Source organism: Methylobacterium ajmalii, from assembly GCF_016613415.1.
In the GTDB taxonomy this organism is placed as follows: domain Bacteria; phylum Pseudomonadota; class Alphaproteobacteria; order Rhizobiales; family Beijerinckiaceae; genus Methylobacterium; species Methylobacterium ajmalii.
The window spans coordinates 24,988-41,890 of sequence record NZ_JACWCT010000181.1 but is presented as its reverse complement, the minus strand read 5'-3'; the positions used below and the strand labels follow the sequence as shown (position 1 = coordinate 41,890).

Sequence of the window (16,903 nt, the reverse complement as noted above, 5' to 3'; positions counted from 1 at the left end):
TAAACATATGTAATTGCGGGAGGCGCCGGTCCTCGTCGAGGGCCGTGCCCGGCGCGTCCCTCGCGGCGGAGGGGCCGGACGCCCATTGTCCGATCGCGAGAAATCCCGTCGGCGGCCGGCGGACATTCCGCTTGACGGTGGACGGGGTGGGCGACAGTGTCGCGGGACATGAGCCCGGACCGGACCCTTCGCGATCGACGCCGACGTCGCCCCTCTCACGCGGCGGCTCCGTGCGCTGCGCGTCGATCGGCGTTCCTCCGCGTGGCGGCGGCCTGACCCCTCGGGCCTCGACCGACCCCACCACGCGTCGCAGCCGCCCGGCCCGCATGCCCGGACGACCCCCGCAGCCCCCGGCTCCGGGGGTTTTCTTTTGCCCGCAACCCGGAAGGACATTCCCATGAGCATTCGCGTCGGCATCGTCGGCATCAGCGGTTTCGGCGGCGGCGAGGCGATGCGCCTGATCGCCGGCCACCCGTCCTTCGAGCTCGTCTACGCCGCCGGCGAGGGCAGCGCCGGCAGCCGCCTCGCCGAGCGCTTCCCCGGCGCGCCGGCCCGGTTCGCCGATCTCGTCATCGAGAAGTGGGACCCCGCGGCCCTGCCGCCGCTCGACGTGCTGTTTGCCTCGCTGCCGACCGGCACCTCGGCCGAGGCGCTGGCGCGCGTGCCCCGGAACGTGAAGATCGTCGATATCGGCGGCGACCACCGCTACGCCGAGGGCTGGGCCTACGGCCTGGCCGACGTCTGGCCGGACCGGATCGCCGGCCGGACCCGCATCGCCAATCCCGGCTGCTTTCCCGCGGCGACGCTGATCGCCCTGGCGCCGCTGCTGGCCGCGAAACTGATCGCGCCCGGCCACATCATCGTCGACGCCAAGACCGGCATCTCCGGGGCCGGCCGGGGCGGCGGCGACAGCCGGTTCGGCTACGCCGAGAGCAACGAGAACCTGGTGCCCTACGGCCTCCTCCAGCACACCCACATGCCCGAGATCGCCGAGACGATCGAGCGGCTGGGCGGGGGCAGCGCCGCCGGGCTGGTGTTCACGCCGCACCTCGTCCCGATGACCCGCGGCATCCTCGTTACCCTGTACGCCCGCGGCCGGGCGACTACGCAGGAGTGCCTGGAGGCGGCCCGGAGCTTCTATGCCGGGCGGGCCTTCGTCCGCGTGACCGATAGGCCGCCGCAGACCAAGTGGGCGACCGGCTCGAACCTCGCCTTCGTCAGCTACGCGGCCGATCCCGCGCGCGATCTGGTGATCGCGATGGGCGTGGTCGACAACCTCGGCAAGGGTGCGGCGGGCCAGGCGGTGCAGAACGCCAACCTGATCTGCGGCCTGCCCGAGACCGCGGGGCTCGACGGCGCGCCCGTCTGGCCCTGACGGAAGCGCCGTTCCGCGCCGCGCCGGCCCGTGCGGGCGGCGCCGATCAGTCCGGCAGGTCGGGATCGGGTGCCGCGTCCCCGCGGATCGCGGGCGACAGCACCACCCCGTCCGGCGGCTCCGTCGACGCGCCGCCGTGGCGGCGCCACGCCACGTAGGCCAGGGCTGCCCGGATCACCCGCTCGGAATAGGGCTTGGCGATGATCCCGGCGGCGCCGGCGAAGTCCGGCGGCACCCGCTTGGCGTTGGCGGTGGTGAACAGCACCGTCGTGCCGGGCCGGGCGCTCAGATCCTGCGCCACCCCGATCCCGGTCGGCCCGTCGGCGAGGTGGACGTCGACGAGGGCGACGTCGGGCGAGAGATCGCGGGCGAGCGCGACCGCCTCCTGCGACCGGGTCGCCACGCCGACCGCGACGTGGCCCGCCTCCTCGATCAGGCATTCGAGCTCGAGGGCGATGAACGCCTCGTCCTCGACGATGAGAACCCGCAACGCCGGTCCGCTCACCGCCCGGGTCCCGAGTCGGGTCCCAAGGGCAGCACGACGTGGGCCCGGGTGCCCGGGCCCAGGTCCTCGACGACGAGGCTCCCGCGCAGCTGGCGCACCAGCATGCCGACGAGATCGCGCCCGAACGCCTCCGGGTTGGCGGGCGCGTCGGAGAGGCCGATTCCGTCGTCCCAGACTTCGAGCACCAGGTGCTCGCCCTCGCGCCGCGCCGTGAGGGCGACCCGGCCGCGGCGGCCGTCCGGGAAGGCATGCCGGACGGCGTTGGTCGCGAGCTCGTGCATCAGCAGCGCCAACGGCGCGGCCATCGAGGCCGGCACCGCCACCGCCTCGACGTCGACCGTCAGCGCGATCCGCTCGGGGTCGATCCCGGCCTCGAGCTCGATGGCGAAATCGGCCGCGAAGTCGCGCAGCTCGAAGCGCGAGACGTCGTCGAGGGTGTAGAGCAGGCGGTGGACGGTGGCGAGCGCACCGATGCGGTCGGCCATGCTGCGCAGCACCTCGCGGCAGGCCGCGTCCTGGGCGCGCCGCGCCTTGAGCAGCACCAGGGAGGAGATGACCTGAAGGTTGTTCTTCACCCGGTGGTCGACCTCGTGCAGCAGCGCGGTCTGCTGGTCGAGCGCGGCCTGGAGCGCCCGGTTGCGGGCCTCAATGTCCCGGGCGAGGACCTCCTTCTCCCGCATCAGCGCCAGCTCGGCCTGCCGGGTGCCGGTGACGTCGGAGAGGAGCGCGAAGTAGGTGGACAGCGTACCGCGCTCGTCCCGGACCGGCGTCAGCGTCATGGCGTTCCAGAACGGGCGCCCGTCCTTGCGGTAGTTCAGGATGTCGACCTGCACCGGCTCGCCCTGGGCCACCGCCTGCCGCACCCGGGCGACGGCGGCCGGGTCGGTGTCGGGCCCCTGGAGGAAGCGGCAGTTGCGGCCCATCACCTCGTGCTCCTCGTAGCCGGTGACGCGGCAGAAGGCGGGGTTGGCGAACACGATCGGGTTGTCGGCCCGGCCCGGGTCGGTCATGACCATCGGCGTCTCGCTCGCCCGGAAGGCGTCCGCGAAGCGGGCCCCGTGAGCGGCGTCGCCCGCCTGCGCGGCGCTCGCCTCGGCCTGCCTGGGAGCGTCCAACCCGATCATCCGCACTCGCCCACCGCCGGCTGGCACCACCCGGAGGAGCCCGGACGGAGAGGGGAATCACCCCCAATCTATCCCAGCGAACCCGCGACCCGGGGTGCGGTTCCCATTCGCAGCGTAAGCTTCGGTGGACGCAATGTTAATCCTTTCTCCATCATGATCCCGCCCACATCCTGGCGTCGAGTGCGCGGCGGCGGCCGGGCGCGGCGCCGCCCGGCGGAAATGCGCGGCGCAATTCTGTCGTGTTCATTGTTTTTGCATCGTCTCGCCGCCGGCTCCGGCGGGGGAGGTGCGGTGCCCGGAAGGACGACGCGCGCGATGACGGCAGCCGGGAAGACGACATCCGGGACGGGACGGCCGGCCGCCGGCTGGGTCGCCCGCACCCGCGCCACCCTGCGGGACGTGGCGGCCGACCGGCGCATGGCCATGATGCTGGTGCTCGGCTTCGGCGCCGGCCTGCCGATCCTGCTCGTCTTCGCCACCCTGTCGGCCTGGCTGCGCAGCGCCGGCATCGAGCGCTCGAGCATCGGCCTGCTCAGCTACGTGTCGCTCGCCTACACGCTGAAGTTCCTCTGGGCCCCGGTGATCGACCGGCTCGACCTGCCGGTGCTGTCGCGCCTGCTCGGCCGGCGCCGGGCCTGGATGCTGCTGTCGCAGATCGCGGTCGCGGCCGGCCTGATCGCGATGAGCCGGGGCGATCCGGCGACCTCGCTCGGCTACACGGTGGCCTGCGCCCTCGTGATCGCCTTCGCGTCGGCGACCCAGGACATCGTGGTCGACGGCTGGCGCATCGATTCCGCGCCCACCGAGCGCCAGGGCATGATGCTGGCCTCCTACCAGCTCGGCTACAGCCTCGCCCGCATCTGCGCCGGCGCCGGCGCGCTGTTCGTCGCCGACGCCTTCGGCTGGGCGCCCGCCTACGGCGCCATGGCGCTCCTGATGCTGGTCGCGCTCGGCGGCACGCTCGCCGCCCCGAAGGTGCAGGCGCGCGACCCCGGACCCCGGCGCGGCTGGCGCCACGCGCTGCGCGAGGCGGTGGTCGAGCCCTTCGCCGACCTCGTCGCCCGCAAGGGGACGGGGCTGGTGCTGATCCTGGCGCTGATCACCGTCTACCGCCTGCCCGACATCGTGTCGGGCATCATGGCGAACCCGCTCTACATCGACATGCAGTTCACCCTGTCGGAGATCGCCACGGTCTCGAAGGTCTACGGCGTCTGGATCGGCATCGCCGGGGCCTTCGCGGGCGGCATCGCGGTGAGCCGGCTCGGCCTCTACCCGGCGCTCCTGATCGGCGGCATCGCGGCCTCGGCCTCCAACCTGATGTTCGCCTGGCTGGCGCTCGCCGGCCACGACCTGCCGCTGCTGGTGGCCAGCATCAGCATCGACAACTTCGCCGGCGCCTTCGCGGGCACGGCGCTCATCGCCTACATGTCGAGCCTGACCTCGCCGGCCTTCGCGGCGACGCAGTACGCGCTGCTCTCCTCGCTCTACGCGCTGCCGGGCAAGTTCGTCGGTGGCCTGTCGGGCTTCGCCGTCGAGTCGCTCGGCTACCCGGTCTTCTTCGTGATGACCGCGGCGGTCGGCATCCCGGTGACGCTGCTCTGCCTCGGCCTGCGGCTCCTGCCGGGCGAGACCGAGCCGGCCCCGGGGGCGGAACCGGCGCAGGACCTGCCGGCCCGGGCCTGAGGCGGCCCTCGCGCGGCGCCGCTCGCCGGCGCCTCTGCCGCCCCTTGCGGAACCCTCCCCAGGCGCCCCAGCTTTATCGGCACGTTCGATGCGACGGCCCGCCCGTCGCACCGCCTGTCGCCCGAGAGGGAGCGCCCGTGTCCGAGATCGTCGCCGTCGAGCCCGTCCCGTCCCCCGTCCCGGTCGGGGCGCCCGAGCCCCTCACCGCGGAGGATCGCGCCGCCCTGCGCCGGGCGGTCGCGGCGTTGGAGCGGCCGAGCCTCGCCGGCCGGCTGTCGGCCATGGCCGGCGCCCCGCTCGACCTCATCGGCCGCGCCCTGCCGGCTCCGGTGATGGACGCGGTCGGTCATGCCACCGAGACGGCGATGCGCGGCGCCCTGCGGGCGGCCCTGGCGACCCTGCCGGCGAAATCCGCCGCGACCGCGGCGGACCCCGACGCCGCGGCGCTGGCACCCCTCGGGCCCGACATCCAGCCGTCCTGGTCGCCGTCCTGGCGCGACCGGGCGATCGACCTCATCGGCCGCTTCCCGCCCGGCGACCGCGGCCACAAGGCGCTGGCGGCCTTGTCGGGCGCCGTCGGGGGTGCCTTCGGGCTCACCACGCTCGCCGTCGAGCTGCCGCTCTCCACCACCCTGATGCTGCGCTCGATCGCCGAGATCGCCCAGCGGGAGGGCGAGGACCTCGGCGATCCCGAGGCGGCGCTCGCCTGCATGCAGGTCTTCGCCCTCGGCGGCCGCGGCCCGGTCCAGGCCGATGCGCCGGCCGGGAACGCCGCCGAGAGCGGCTACTTCGCGGTGCGCGGTGCGCTCGCCAAGGCGATGTCGGAGGCCGCCCGTTACGCCGCCGGCCGCGGCCTCCTCGACGAGAGCGCGCCGGCGCTGATGCGGTTCGCCGGCCAGGTCGGCGCCCGGTTCGGCGGCGTGGTCTCGCAGAAGCTCGCCGCCCAGGCGGTGCCGGTGCTCGGCGCGCTCGGCGGCGCGGCCGTCAACACCGCCTTCATGGACCATTTCCAGTCGATCGCCCGCGGCCACTTCACCGTGCGGCGCCTGGAGCGCCGCTACGGCAAGGGCCCGGTGCGGGAGGCCTACGAGGCGGAGCGGGCCGCCCTCGGCGCGGCGTAGCGGCGCTTCAGGAGGGCGTAGACGAGGCGCGCGGTCTGCACCTCGCCGCCCTCCGGCCGGCCGGGCTTGGCGCTCGGGTTCCAGCCGTAGAGGTCGAGGTGGACATGCGCCTTCGCCGCGGGCGCGAAGCGGCGCAGGAACAGGGCCGCCGTGACCGCCCCGGCGAACGGCCCGCCCGAGACGTTGTTGAGGTCGGCGACCTTGGAATCGAGCAGGCCGGCATAGGGCGCCCAGAGCGGCATCCGCCAGACCGGATCGTTGACGGAAAGGCCGGTGGCGCAAAGGTCCGCCGCCAGGGCGTCGTCCTCGGTGAACAGGGCCGGCAGGTCGGGGCCGAGCGCCACCCGGGCGGCGCCCGTCAGGGTGGCGAAGTCGAAGACCAGTTCCGGCGCTTCCTCGTCGGCGAGCGCGAGGGCGTCGGCCAGGATCAGCCGGCCTTCCGCGTCGGTGTTGCCGATCTCGACGGTGAGGCCGCGCCGGCTCTTGAGCACGTCGCCGGGCCGGAAGGCATCGCCCGCGACCGCGTTCTCGACCGTCGGGACCAGCACCCGCAGCCGGACGGGCAGGCCCGCCCCCATCACCATCTCGGCGGCGGCGAGCGCCACCGCGGCGCCGGCCATGTCCTTCTTCATCAGCAGCATCGCGGCCGAGGGCTTGATGTCGAGGCCGCCGGTATCGAACACCACGCCCTTGCCGACGAGGGTGACGCGCGGCGCCGACGGGTCGCCCCAGGCGATGTCGATCAGCCGCGGCGCCCGCGGCGAGGCCCGGCCCACCGCCGCGATGAGCGGAAAGCCCGCCTCCAGCGCCTCGCCCGCCACCACCGTGCAGGCGGCGCCGAACCGTTCGGCCAGGGCCCGCGCGGCCGCCTCGACCTCCGCCGGGCCGAGGTCGTTCGCCGGGGTGTTGACGAGGTCGCGGCCCGCCGCCACCGCGTCCGCGATGCGGTCGATCTCGGCGGCGTCGACGCCCGCAGGTGCGGCGAGCCGCGCCTGCGGCGCCGCCCGCTCGCGGTAGCGGCCGAAACGGTAGCCCGACAGCCGCCAGGCGAGCGCCGCCAGCGCCGGATCGCCGGGATAGCCGTCGAGCCGGTAGGTCCCCTCGGGGAGGGCATCGGGCAGGCGCCCGGCCGCGAAGGCGTCGCCCTTGTCCCCGCCCTCGACCCCGAACAGCACGCTCTCGATCGCGCCCTCCGGCCCCGGCAGCAGGGCGATGCGGCCGGGCTTGGCCTCGAACCCGCTCGCCCGCGCGAAGGCGGCGGCGAGCGGCGGAAGCGCCGCCAGGGCAGCCGGCCAGCCGGCGGCGTCGACGCAGCGGATCGGGATGGCGGTCTCGGTCGCGGGCAGGAGCGTGGTCACGCGGGGGCATCCCTTCCTTCAACGCGGACGGCTGAGGGCCGGAGGGGGAGCCAAGACGGGACGGTTGTCAATCCTCGGGCAATGCACCTCGGGCAGGCGCTTCGAGCAGGCGCCCCGGGGTAGGCGCCGGAGCGCGTGGCCCCGGTCGCCTCGCCGCAGGCCGGGAACCCCGGCGGGCCGCCAGCGTCACCCAGGACCCCAACCGCCCGACGAGGAGATCGACATGACCGAGGACAGGAAGCCCATCAACCCGCTGGAGCGGCGCGAGACCATCGGCATCGAGGACGGCAGCCGCCACGACGGCGAGGCCGTGACGGCGAGCCGGCACGGGACCGGGACCGATCGTGGCGGCGCCGAGACCCGGCCGCCGGCCCCGAAGGCGACACCCTCGGACACGCCCCGGCGTTAACGGCCGATTAGGGTTAACGACCTATCACCACGTTCACGAGGGCCGTGGGAGCGGGTTGCCACATCCCAGGCCCGTTCCTGGAGTGGCCGATGCCCGCGACCGTCGAGACCCGTCCCGTCCGCTCGAACGCCCTGCGGCGCCTCGCCGTCGTCGCGGCGGTGGCGCTGATGGCCTCGGGGTGCCTGTCGCGCAAGCCGCTGACCACCGGCTCGATCGACGCCGCCGCGCCCGCCGATACTGCGCGCCGCGACGTCGGGCGGCTCGCCGCCCGCTACGAGCGCGACCCGGGCGACGTCGGCACCGCCATGGCCTACGCCCACGCGCTGCGCGCCACCGACCAGGGCTCGCAGGCCGCGGCGGTGCTGCAGCAGACCGCCCTGCGCAACCCGAAGAATCCGGCGGTGCTCTCCGCCTACGGCAAGAGCCTGGCCGAGGTCGGCCGCCTCGCCGAGGCGGCGGAAGTGCTGCGCAACGCCCACTCGCCGGCCAATCCGGACTGGCGCGTGCTCTCGGCGCAGGGCGCGGTGGCCGACCAGATGGGCGACCATCTGCAGGCCCAGCGCTACTACGAGGCGGCGCTGAAGATCGTCCCGGGCGAGCCGGCCGTGATGTCGAATCTCGGCCTGTCCTACGCGCTCGCCAAGCGGCTGCCCGAGGCCGAGGCGACCCTGCGCCAGGCCAGCGCCGACCCCCGCGCCGACGCCCGGGTGCGCCAGAACCTCGCCCTGGTGCTCGGGCTGCAGGGCCGCTTCGGCGAGGCCGAGCAGATCCTCACCCGCGACCTCGGGCCCGCGGAAGCGGCGCAGAACGTCGCGGCGCTCCGCGCCTCCGTCACCCAGCCCAATGCCTGGAAGGCGATCCGCTCGGCCGAGAAGGCCGAGGCCCCGGCCCCACGGCCGCGCGTCGCCGCCTCGGCGATGTGAGGGCCCGTCCGGGACACCGTTCGACCCCGGGTCGCCTCTCTCATCCCGATCTCGACCTCCTCCCGAGGTGTCGGGCGATCGCCTGACCTCGAAGGAGGATTCCGGCAGGCGCGACGTCGTCAGAGCCCTCCTTCGAGGTCATGGTCGGGCAAGCCCGTCAGGCCGGGATCGCGGACGATCCCGGATTTCCGGGCGGTCGCGCCGCGCGCAGGTCAGGACGGCTGCGGGGCCACCCACACCGCGTCGCGCACGGTGATCGCCCGCGGGATCAGGCCGAGGCGATGGAAGCGGTCGGCGGTGGCCTGCTGGCCGTCGAGGATCCGGTCGGTCAGCGGCCGCACCGCGAACTGGGTCCGGTCGGCGGCGGCCTTCTGGATCGGCAGCGGGATGCCGGTGACCTCGGCGAGCGCCTGCGCCACCTGATCGCGATGCGCCTCGGCCCAGGCCGCGCCCTGCTCCAGCGCCCGCAGGGCCGCGCTCACCACCGCCGGATGGGCCTGCGCGAAGGTCTTGTTGGCGAGGAAGTAGCCGGACACGTCGAGGGTCTGCCCGGAGGTGGTGAGGACCCGGGTCTTGTCGCGCGCCTGCGCGACGGCGAAGTACGGATCCCAGATCGCCCAGGCGTCGACGCTGTCGCCGGTGAAGGCCGAGCCCGCATCGGCCGGCGAGAGGTAGACCGGCGTGATGTCCGTGAAGCTCAATCCCGCCTTCTCGAGGGCGGCGACCAGCAGGTTGTGCGAGGAGGTGCCGCGCCCGACCGCCACCTTGCGGCCCTTGAGATCGGCGACCGTGCGGATCGGCGATGCGTCCTTCACCAGGATCGCCTCGCCCTCGCCGGAGGGTGCCGCCGCCGCGGTATAGACCAGGTTGCCGCCGGCGGCCTGGGAGAAGATCGGCGGCGCGTCGCCGGTATAGCCGAAATCGATGCTGCCCGCGTTGAGCGCCTCGAGGAGCGGCGGGCCGGCCTGGAACTCGAACCAGCGCACCTTGACGCCGCGATCGGCGAGCTGCGTCTCGATCAGCTGCTGCTGGCGCGTGACGACGATCAGCCCGATCTTCTGGTAGCCGATCCGGAATTCCTTGAGCGCGGTCTGCGCGGCGCGGGCCGGACCCGCCGCGAGGGCGCCGGCCGTCATCAGCCCCGCGAGGACGGAGCGGCGTGTCGGATGCATCGAACAAACTCCCGCAGAGATCATCCGAGGCGTACAGCAGTCGTTGCCGGCTCGTCGGATGATGTCGAAAGCTCTCATCCCCCGGTTCGGCCGTCAATGAACGGGAAATCCAAACTCGGCGGCGAGCCGGGACAGGATTTCTCTCGCGGCGGGCATCGCGGAAATTTCGTTTTCCGAACCCGCGAGGGTGCCCGGTTCGGCGGATCGTCGCGGACCGGCTCGCTCTCCCGCGAGAGCGGCCGGGTGAAAACACTCTGAAAAATCGAGCGCGGGATCTCCTCTCCCGCACGGGGGGAGGGGAGGCGCGCCACATCCCGTCCTGGACGACCCTGCCTCTCGCGAGGCGGGATCGCGCCCGCCGTGACGGGTTGCGTCGTCCGGTCCATCCCCAGGGGGCGTTCCCGCGTTGCCGCCCGGGCCGCCCGCCGCCATGATCCGCCCGGCCAAGGCGCCCGGCTCACCGGGGCGCCGCCGGAGGAACGCCTCGTGTCCCGCGTGCTCTACGAACTCGCCGCCGCCGACCCGGACCGGCGCTTCAGCCCGTTCTGCTGGCGCATCCGCCTCGCCCTGGAGCACAAGGGCCTCGCCTTCGAGGGCCGGCCGTGGCGCTTCACCGAGACCGAGGCGCTGGCCTTCTCGGGCTCGGACAAGGTGCCGGTGCTGATCGAGGACGGGCGTCCGATCGCCGAATCCTCGGTCATCGCCGCCCACCTCGATGCGGCCTACCCGGATCGTCCCTCGCTGTTCGGCGGCGCGGCGGGGCAGGCGCTGACCCGCTTCCACGTCGCCTGGACCGACCAGGTGCTGCACCTCGCCCTGGTGCCGCTCCTCCTCCTGCCCATCCACCGCCACCTCGACGACGACGACCGGGCCTATTTCCGCAGGAGCCGCGAGGCCCGCTTCGGCAAGCCGCTCGAGGCGGTCTGTCCCGATCCCGAGGCCCAGCTCGCCGTCCTGCGAAAGACCCTCGCGCCGGTCCGCGCCGTGCTGCGCGCCCAGCCCTTCCTCGGCGGCGACGCCCCGCTCTACGCCGACCACGCGGTGATGGGGGCCTTCCTGTGGGCCCGCGGCGTCGGCGGGCCCGACCTGCTCGAGCCCGACGATCCGGTGGAGGCGTGGCGCCGCCGGATGATCGAGCGCCTGGGCGAGGGGTCGCGGGCGCTCGCCTCGGGCTGACGCCCGCCCGCGAGGGCTCACCGAAAGGCCTTCCGCCAACTCCCTGTGGACCCCGCGGCCCGGCGCGGATCGGGGCGGTCCCGGCCGTGTTACGAGTCGTGGCCGTTGCAGGGAGCCGAGATGACGATCAGCGTCGAGATGGGGGTGGCGAGCGGCGGCCGGCCGGCCGCCCTCGACCTGGAGGAACTGCTGGCGACGCGCCTGCTCGTCCAGGGCAACTCCGGCTCGGGCAAGTCGCACCTGCTGCGCCGGCTGCTCGAGCAGAGCGCGCCGCACGTCCAGCAGGTGGTGATCGATCCCGAGGGCGACTTCGTCACCCTGGCGGACGCCCACGGCCACGTCGTCGTCGAGGGGGACCACGGCGAGGCCGACCTCCAGCGCATCGCCGCGCGGGTGCGGGCGCACCGGGTCTCGGTGGTGCTGACGCTCGAGAACCTCGACGTCGAGGCGCAGATGCGCGCGGCCGCCGCCTTCCTGGGCGGGTTGTTCGAGGCCGAGCGCGACCACTGGTACCCGGTGCTCGTGGTGGTGGACGAGGCGCAGCTCTTCGCGCCTGCCGCCGCCGGCGAGGTCTCGGACGAGGCCCGCAAGGCCTCGCTCGGGGCGATGACCAACCTGATGTGCCGCGGCCGCAAGCGCGGGCTCGCCGGCATCATCGCGACCCAGCGCCTCGCCAAGCTCGCCAAGAACGTGGCGGCGGAAGCGTCGAACTTCCTGATGGGCCGCACCTTCCTCGACATCGACATGGCGCGGGCCGCCGACCTTCTGGGCCTGGAGCGGCGCCAGGCCGAGAGCTTTCGCGACCTGGAGCGCGGCCACTTCATCGCGCTGGGGCCCGCCCTCTCGAAGCGCCCGCTGCCGATCGCCATCGGGCCGGTCGCGACCTCGGCCCGCTCGTCGAGCCCCAAGCTCGTGCCGCTGCCGAGCCCGGCCGCCGGCGATTCCCTGCGCGACCTGATCCTGACGCCCGCCGAGGACGAGGTGACGTGGATGCCTGCGCCGCGCCCGGCCCCCGCGCCGCGGGCGACGCCGACCGACCTCCTTCAGCAGCTCGCCCAGTACCGGCCGCCCGAGCCCGTCGAGGCGCCGCCGAGCATGAGCGAAGCCGAGCGGGACGCCGCGCTCGCCGAGATCCTGCGCGAGATCGCCGCCGACCCGGACGGGTCCCATCACCCGATCGCGGTGCTCTACCAGGACTTCCTCGTCCGCTGCCGCATGCGCCGGCTGCCAGGCGAGCCCCTCGATCTCGGCCGCTTCCGCCGCCGCCTCGCCATCGCGCGGGCCGGGGTCGACGGCGAGGCCGCCGAGGGCGACGAGGCGGAGGCCGTGATGGCAGCCTGCGCCGGCCTGCCCGAGGAGGTCCAGGGCCTCTTCCTGCTGCTCGCCCGCGCCGCCCGGGCCGGCGCCCCGTGCCCGTCCGACGACGCGCTGGCCCGCGCCATCGGCTCGCGCTCGCCCGGCCGGGCGCGGCGGCTCCTCGCCTATGTCGAGAGCCGCGGCGCCGCGGTGTGCCGCACCGATTTCCGCGGCAACCGCGTCGTCGCGCTGCCGGCGCTGGGCTGCGAGACCGCCCCGGGCGACCCGAAGGGATCGACGCAGGAGCCCGCCGGCCTGTTCGCGGCGGAATAAAATCTCTCCGGCACCCGCGAACCGGGCGCCGAACCGTGTCCGTTCGTGTCGCGTGCACCGGGCATTAAGCCTCATCGGAGAAGGTGGGCCAGCGGCAGCGTACGCCCTTGCGGTCGAACGACCCTCGGGCGACACAACTACCGCTCACTTGAACGATCGTGGCGGACGCCTTGAAGTTGCAGAGCCAGCTTGAACCGGAACCGGGTGCCCGGCCGATCCAGATCCGGGTCGGCGGCCGCTACCTCCTGCCGGGCGGGGCGGAGCATGCCTGCGAGACCCGCAGCCTGTCCCTCGCGGCCATCGAGGTGCTGGCGCCGGAAAGCGGCCTCCTGGGCGATCCGGTCACGCTCTACCTCGACGACGTCGGCCCGGTGGCCGGTGCCATCCGGGCGATCAACCCGGACGGCTTCACCCTCGCGGTCGATGTCGGGCCGGAGCGACGGGCCCGCTTCGCCGCCCGCCTGGACTGGCTCGCCGGCCTGACGAGCGGACGGAGCGACCAGCGCAGCGACCCGCGCATCGTGCCGACCGTCCGCACCGTCGAGGTGCGCGGCGCCGACGGCCGGGTCCAGCCCGGGACGATCATCGATCTGTCGATGACCGGCGCGGCGATCTCGGTCCCCGACCGGCCGGCCGTGGGCGAGGCGGTCACCATCGGCAAGCGCCGCGCCACCGTGGTGCGCCACCTCGAGAACGGGTTCGCCGTCACCTTCCGGCTGCCGTTCCGGCCCGAGACCTTCGGCCTGCACGTCATGCTGTGAACCGAAGCGTGCCGCGAAAGCCGCACGCTTCCGGCGCACGGGACCAGAATCCGCCCCTCACGCAACGGCCCCGCGCGGCCGGGAGACCGGGATGCCGGGCACGAACCGGGGCGGCAAGGCCCCGCGCGATCGCATCGAGCGGATCGACCGCGGGTCCGGCCGGGACCCGGTCGACATCCGCATCGTCGTCTCGACGGCTCGGGGCGGGCGGGGGCGCGCCCGCTTGCCCTGGCCGGTCAGGCTCGCGCTGACGCTCGCGGTTCCCGCCCTGGTGCTGGTCGTCGTCTTCGTGCTGCCGCACTACCTCGACTGCCGCGGCCGGGCCGGGGCCGGCTTCGTCGTCCAGGGCGTGGGCGACGCGGCCTGTCTCCGCCGGAGCGTCTCCGGCCAGATCGACGAGACCCACAAGCGCTTCGAGGACATCGCCCGCGCCGTCGGCGCGCGCTGACCGGCCGGCCTTCGATCGCAAGACGGGAAGTCTGTCAGGTACCGGCGCGGGCGACAAGGCGGATCCCGGCACGGGGCCTTGCGCCGCGCCGCCTGTCTGTTTTGGGAGCGCTGCCTTAAGTTCGGGACGATCCCCTCCGGTACGAGGACGAGGCCCGATGTTCCCAGACGTGAAGCTCCACATCGCCGGCGAGTGGCGCGCCGGCAGCGGCGGCCAGACGCTGCCGATCCTCAACCCGGCGACCGGCGAGACCCTGAGCCAGCTCGCCGTCGCGACCCGGGACGACCTCGACCAGGCCCTCGCGGCGGCCGAGCGCGGCTTCCAGGCCTGGCGCAAGGTCTCGGCCTTCGAGCGCAGCAAGGTGCTGCGCAAGGCCGCCAACCTGATGCGCGAACGCGCCGACGAGATCGCCCGGATCATGACCCTCGAGCAGGGCAAGCCGGTGGCGGAGGCCAAGATGGAGGTGCTCGGCGGCGCCGACACCATGGACTGGTTCGCGGAAGAGGGCCGGCGCGCCTACGGCCGGGTGATCCCGCCCCGCGCCGAGGGCGTGATGCAGCTCGTGATCCGCGAGCCGGTCGGCCCCGTCGCCGCCTTCACGCCGTGGAACTTCCCGATCAACCAGGCGGTGCGCAAGGTCTCGGCGGCGCTCTGCACCGGCTGCTCGGTGATCCTCAAGGGCCCCGAGGACACGCCGGCGAGCTGCACCGCGCTGATCCAGGCCCTGCTCGACGCCGGCGTGCCGGGCGACGTGCTCGGCCTCGTCTTCGGCGATCCGGCGACGATCTCGTCCTACCTCATCCCGCACCCGGTGATCCGCAAGATCACCTTCACGGGCTCGACCGCGATCGGCAAGGAGCTCGCCGCGCTCGCCGGCCAGCACATGAAGCGCGCCACGATGGAGCTCGGCGGCCACGCCCCGGCGATCGTCTTCCGCGACGCCGACGTGCAGAAGGCCGTGCAGGTGCTGGGCGCCAACAAGTTCCGCAATGCCGGCCAGGTCTGCGTCGCGCCGACCCGCTTCCTCGTCCACGATTCGGTGTTCGACGCCTTCGTCGACGGCTTCGTCGGCCTGTCCCAGGGCCTCAAGGTCGGCAACGGCCTGGTGGACGGCGTCAAGATGGGCCCGCTCGCCCATGGCCGCCGCATCGAGGCGATGGAGGCCTTCGTGGCCGATGCCGAGCAGAAGGGCGCCACCTTGCGCACCGGCGGCAAGCGCATCGGCAACCAGGGCAACTTCTTCGAGCCCACGGTCTTCACCGACGTGCCGCTCGACGCCCGGATCATGAACGAGGAGCCCTTCGGGCCGATCGCCGCGATCCAGCGCTTCTCGGACGACGAGGAGGCCTTCACGGAGGCCAACCGTCTTCCCTATGGCCTCGCCGCCTACGCCTATACCCGCTCGGCCGAGACCGCGACCAAGCTCGCCACCCGGGTCGAGAGCGGCATGATGTCGATCAACCACCACGGCATCGCCCTGCCGGAAACGCCCTTCGGCGGCGTCAAGGATTCGGGCTACGGCAGCGAGGGCGGCTCGGAGGCGATCGAGGCCTACCTCAACACCAAGTTCGTCACGCAGGCCGGCTTCTGACCGACGGGGAGGGGCCGGCCCGGCCGGCCTCTCCCGCGATGGTGCCCGTAGGGATTCCCGCCGGACGAAATGAAAAGTCGCGATCCGGGGTGGCGGGCGAACTCGGTTTCGAGAGCCAGCCCGGCACACGCAACGGATTAACAGAAGATCTTGCCTCCGGCACACGACCTCGGGATGAGGTCGAGAGGAGGACAAGATCTTCCGCTCGAGTCGAACAGGCCCTTACAGACTGGTCGAGTGCCGTCCCGGCCCGGTGGCGAGCCGTGCGTCGAACACGGCGCTGGCCGAGCGCAGCAGGCCGCGCATCGCCTCCGGCACCGCGATGCGGTGGCCCGACCGTGCGACGACGCCGAGGCGGGCCATGGCGTCGAGCCGCGCCAGTTCCGGCGCGAAGGCAGCTTCCGCGCTGACGCCGTGCCGGCCGCAGACCTCGTCGAGGTCGACGGCGAGATCGCACATCAGGCGCTCGATCACGTCGCGGCGCAGGCGGTCCTCCGGGGTCAGCGCGAGGCCGCGGGCGGTCGGCAGCTCCCCGCGGGCGACGGCCTCGGCGTAGGCCGCGATGTCGGCGATCGACTGGGCGTAGCCGCCGGGCAGGCTGGAGATCGCCGAGGCGCCGAAGCCGAGGAGCGTGCGGGTCCCGTCGGTGGTGTAGCCCTGGAAGTTCCGGCGCAGGGCCCCGGTCGCCGCGGCGCGGGCAAGGGAGTCGTCGGGCGCGGCGAAGTGGTCGAGGCCGATCCGCACGTAGCCGGCGCGCACGAGGCGCGCGGCCGCCGCCTCGAACTGGGCGTGACGCTCGTGCGGGCCGGGCAGGGCGGTCTCCGGCAGGGCGCGCTGGTGCGGCTTCATCCAGGGCACGTGCCCGTAGCCGAACACCGCGACCCGGTCGGGCCCGAGCGCCAGTACGTGGTCCACCGTCGCCACGACGTTGGCGACGCTCTGGTGCGGCAGCCCGATCATCAGGTCGACGTTCACCGCCTCGATGCCGGAGAAGCGCAGCCAGTCGACGGCCCGGGCGGTCTCCGCCACCGATTGCTCGCGGCGGATCGCCCGCTGGACCTGCGGGTCGAGGCTCTGCACCCCGAGGCTCGCCCGGGTGACGCCGATCGCCGCCAGGGTCTCGACGTCGGCCGGGGTCAGCGTGCGCGGGTCGATCTCGACCGCGATCTCGATGTCGGGCGCGACCGTGAAGACCTCGCGCAGGCGCGCCATCAGCCGGCGCATGTCCGAGCCGCGCAGCATCGTCGGGGTGCCCCCGCCCCAGTGCAGGTGGCGCAGGACCGGCCGGCCGGCGACGCGCTCCGCGACGAGATCGATCTCCCGGACGAGCGCGGCGACGTAGGCCTCCACCGGCGCGTAGCGGCGCACGACCCTGGTGTGGCAGCCGCAATAGAGGCAGAGCTCGGCGCAGAACGGGACGTGGAGATAGGCCGAGACCGCCTCGCCCGCCTCCACCTCCCCGAGCCATCGGCCGGTCGCGGCGGGGCCGACCGCAGCGGTGAAGTGCGGCGCGGTCGGGTAGCTCGTGTAGCGCGGCACGCGCTCGCCGCCGAGGCGGTCGATCAGGTCGGGCGTGATCGTGGCAGGCGAGACCATGGCGGGGATCGCTCCGGAAACGGGTCGGGCGA

The 16,903-nt window shown here is 73.8% G+C and carries 15 protein-coding genes; 10 read left to right on the top strand and 5 right to left on the bottom strand.

What is annotated here, in order from left to right:
- The first annotated feature begins 397 nt into the window (after positions 1–397).
- Positions 398–1,375, top strand: coding sequence for an N-acetyl-gamma-glutamyl-phosphate reductase (gene argC, locus HPY23_RS31220; RefSeq protein ID WP_091889239.1), 978 nt, complete (start codon positions 398–400; stop codon positions 1,373–1,375).
- A 46-nt stretch (positions 1,376–1,421) separates the two neighbouring features.
- On the opposite strand, the gene HPY23_RS31215 is transcribed toward argC, so the two are convergent.
- Entirely contained in the window at positions 1,422–1,865 is a 444-nt protein-coding gene (locus HPY23_RS31215) for a response regulator (RefSeq protein ID WP_091889241.1), read from the bottom strand.
- 11 nt (positions 1,866–1,876) lie between these two features.
- Positions 1,877–2,995 carry a PAS domain-containing protein gene (locus HPY23_RS31210; protein ID WP_268926690.1) on the bottom strand — a complete coding sequence of 373 codons (1,119 nt, stop codon included), beginning with the start codon at positions 2,993–2,995 and terminating at the stop codon, positions 1,877–1,879.
- A 324-nt stretch (positions 2,996–3,319) separates the two neighbouring features.
- Here HPY23_RS31210 and HPY23_RS31205 point away from each other — a divergent pair, with 324 nt between their 5' ends.
- Both HPY23_RS31205 and HPY23_RS31200 read left to right on the top strand, forming a co-directional pair.
- The gene (locus HPY23_RS31205) at positions 3,320–4,687 is read left to right on the top strand and encodes an AmpG family muropeptide MFS transporter (RefSeq protein WP_060849842.1); all 1,368 of its coding nucleotides are present in this window, start codon (positions 3,320–3,322) and stop codon (positions 4,685–4,687) included.
- Positions 4,688–4,824: 137 nt separating this feature from the next.
- Positions 4,825–5,808, top strand: a complete 984-nt coding sequence (locus HPY23_RS31200; protein ID WP_060849843.1) for an EcsC family protein — start codon at positions 4,825–4,827, stop codon at positions 5,806–5,808.
- Here the strand turns inward: HPY23_RS31200 and HPY23_RS31195 are convergent.
- The gene (locus HPY23_RS31195) at positions 5,772–7,166 is read right to left on the bottom strand and encodes a leucyl aminopeptidase family protein (protein WP_091889245.1); all 1,395 of its coding nucleotides are present in this window, start codon (positions 7,164–7,166) and stop codon (positions 5,772–5,774) included. The genes HPY23_RS31200 and HPY23_RS31195 overlap by 37 nt on opposite strands.
- A gap of 223 nt (positions 7,167–7,389) precedes the next feature.
- On the opposite strand from HPY23_RS31195, the gene HPY23_RS31190 reads away from it, so the two are divergent.
- Together HPY23_RS31190 and HPY23_RS31185 are read left to right on the top strand one after the other, a co-directional pair.
- Complete coding sequence (locus HPY23_RS31190) at positions 7,390–7,575, top strand: hypothetical protein (RefSeq protein WP_060849845.1); 186 nt, start codon at positions 7,390–7,392, stop codon at positions 7,573–7,575.
- Between the two features lie 89 nt (positions 7,576–7,664).
- Entirely contained in the window at positions 7,665–8,498 is an 834-nt protein-coding gene (locus tag HPY23_RS31185; protein WP_091889247.1) for a tetratricopeptide repeat protein, read from the top strand.
- 212 nt (positions 8,499–8,710) lie between these two features.
- On the opposite strand, the gene HPY23_RS31180 is transcribed toward HPY23_RS31185, so the two are convergent.
- Positions 8,711–9,670 carry a sulfonate ABC transporter substrate-binding protein gene (locus HPY23_RS31180; protein ID WP_060849847.1) on the bottom strand — a complete coding sequence of 320 codons (960 nt, stop codon included), beginning with the start codon at positions 9,668–9,670 and terminating at the stop codon, positions 8,711–8,713.
- A gap of 486 nt (positions 9,671–10,156) precedes the next feature.
- On the opposite strand from HPY23_RS31180, the gene HPY23_RS31175 reads away from it, so the two are divergent.
- The 5 genes from HPY23_RS31175 (at position 10,157) to HPY23_RS31155 (ending at position 15,275) form a co-directional block, all read left to right on the top strand.
- Entirely contained in the window at positions 10,157–10,846 is a 690-nt protein-coding gene (locus HPY23_RS31175; protein WP_060849848.1) for a glutathione S-transferase N-terminal domain-containing protein, read from the top strand.
- A gap of 120 nt (positions 10,847–10,966) precedes the next feature.
- Positions 10,967–12,475 carry an ATP-binding protein gene (locus HPY23_RS31170; RefSeq protein WP_091889249.1) on the top strand — a complete coding sequence of 503 codons (1,509 nt, stop codon included), beginning with the start codon at positions 10,967–10,969 and terminating at the stop codon, positions 12,473–12,475.
- Between the two features lie 176 nt (positions 12,476–12,651).
- Positions 12,652–13,236, top strand: a complete 585-nt coding sequence (locus HPY23_RS31165; RefSeq protein WP_236012827.1) for a PilZ domain-containing protein — start codon at positions 12,652–12,654, stop codon at positions 13,234–13,236.
- Positions 13,237–13,327: 91 nt separating this feature from the next.
- Positions 13,328–13,684, top strand: a complete 357-nt coding sequence (locus tag HPY23_RS31160) for a hypothetical protein (RefSeq protein WP_091889251.1) — start codon at positions 13,328–13,330, stop codon at positions 13,682–13,684.
- Between the two features lie 157 nt (positions 13,685–13,841).
- Entirely contained in the window at positions 13,842–15,275 is a 1,434-nt protein-coding gene (locus tag HPY23_RS31155) for an NAD-dependent succinate-semialdehyde dehydrogenase (protein WP_091889253.1), read from the top strand.
- Between the two features lie 222 nt (positions 15,276–15,497).
- On the opposite strand, the gene hemN is transcribed toward HPY23_RS31155, so the two are convergent.
- Positions 15,498–16,871, bottom strand: coding sequence for an oxygen-independent coproporphyrinogen III oxidase (gene hemN, locus HPY23_RS31150; protein ID WP_091889255.1), 1,374 nt, complete (start codon positions 16,869–16,871; stop codon positions 15,498–15,500).
- Between the last annotated feature and the right edge of the window lie 32 nt (positions 16,872–16,903).

What these genes read in the sequence shown, in the direction of transcription:
- hemN (WP_091889255.1), bottom strand. Translation starts at nt 16,871, where the DNA reads ATGGTCTCGCCTGCCACGATCACGCCCGACCTGATCGACCGCCTCGGC.
- HPY23_RS31205 (WP_060849842.1), top strand. Translation starts at nt 3,320, where the DNA reads ATGACGGCAGCCGGGAAGACGACATCCGGGACGGGACGGCCGGCCGCC.
- HPY23_RS31190 (WP_060849845.1), top strand. Translation starts at nt 7,390, where the DNA reads ATGACCGAGGACAGGAAGCCCATCAACCCGCTGGAGCGGCGCGAGACC.
- HPY23_RS31160 (WP_091889251.1), top strand. Translation starts at nt 13,328, where the DNA reads ATGCCGGGCACGAACCGGGGCGGCAAGGCCCCGCGCGATCGCATCGAG.
- HPY23_RS31180 (WP_060849847.1), bottom strand. Translation starts at nt 9,670, where the DNA reads ATGCATCCGACACGCCGCTCCGTCCTCGCGGGGCTGATGACGGCCGGC.
- HPY23_RS31185 (WP_091889247.1), top strand. Translation starts at nt 7,665, where the DNA reads ATGCCCGCGACCGTCGAGACCCGTCCCGTCCGCTCGAACGCCCTGCGG.
- argC (WP_091889239.1), top strand. Translation starts at nt 398, where the DNA reads ATGAGCATTCGCGTCGGCATCGTCGGCATCAGCGGTTTCGGCGGCGGC.
- HPY23_RS31155 (WP_091889253.1), top strand. Translation starts at nt 13,842, where the DNA reads ATGTTCCCAGACGTGAAGCTCCACATCGCCGGCGAGTGGCGCGCCGGC.
- HPY23_RS31170 (WP_091889249.1), top strand. Translation starts at nt 10,967, where the DNA reads ATGACGATCAGCGTCGAGATGGGGGTGGCGAGCGGCGGCCGGCCGGCC.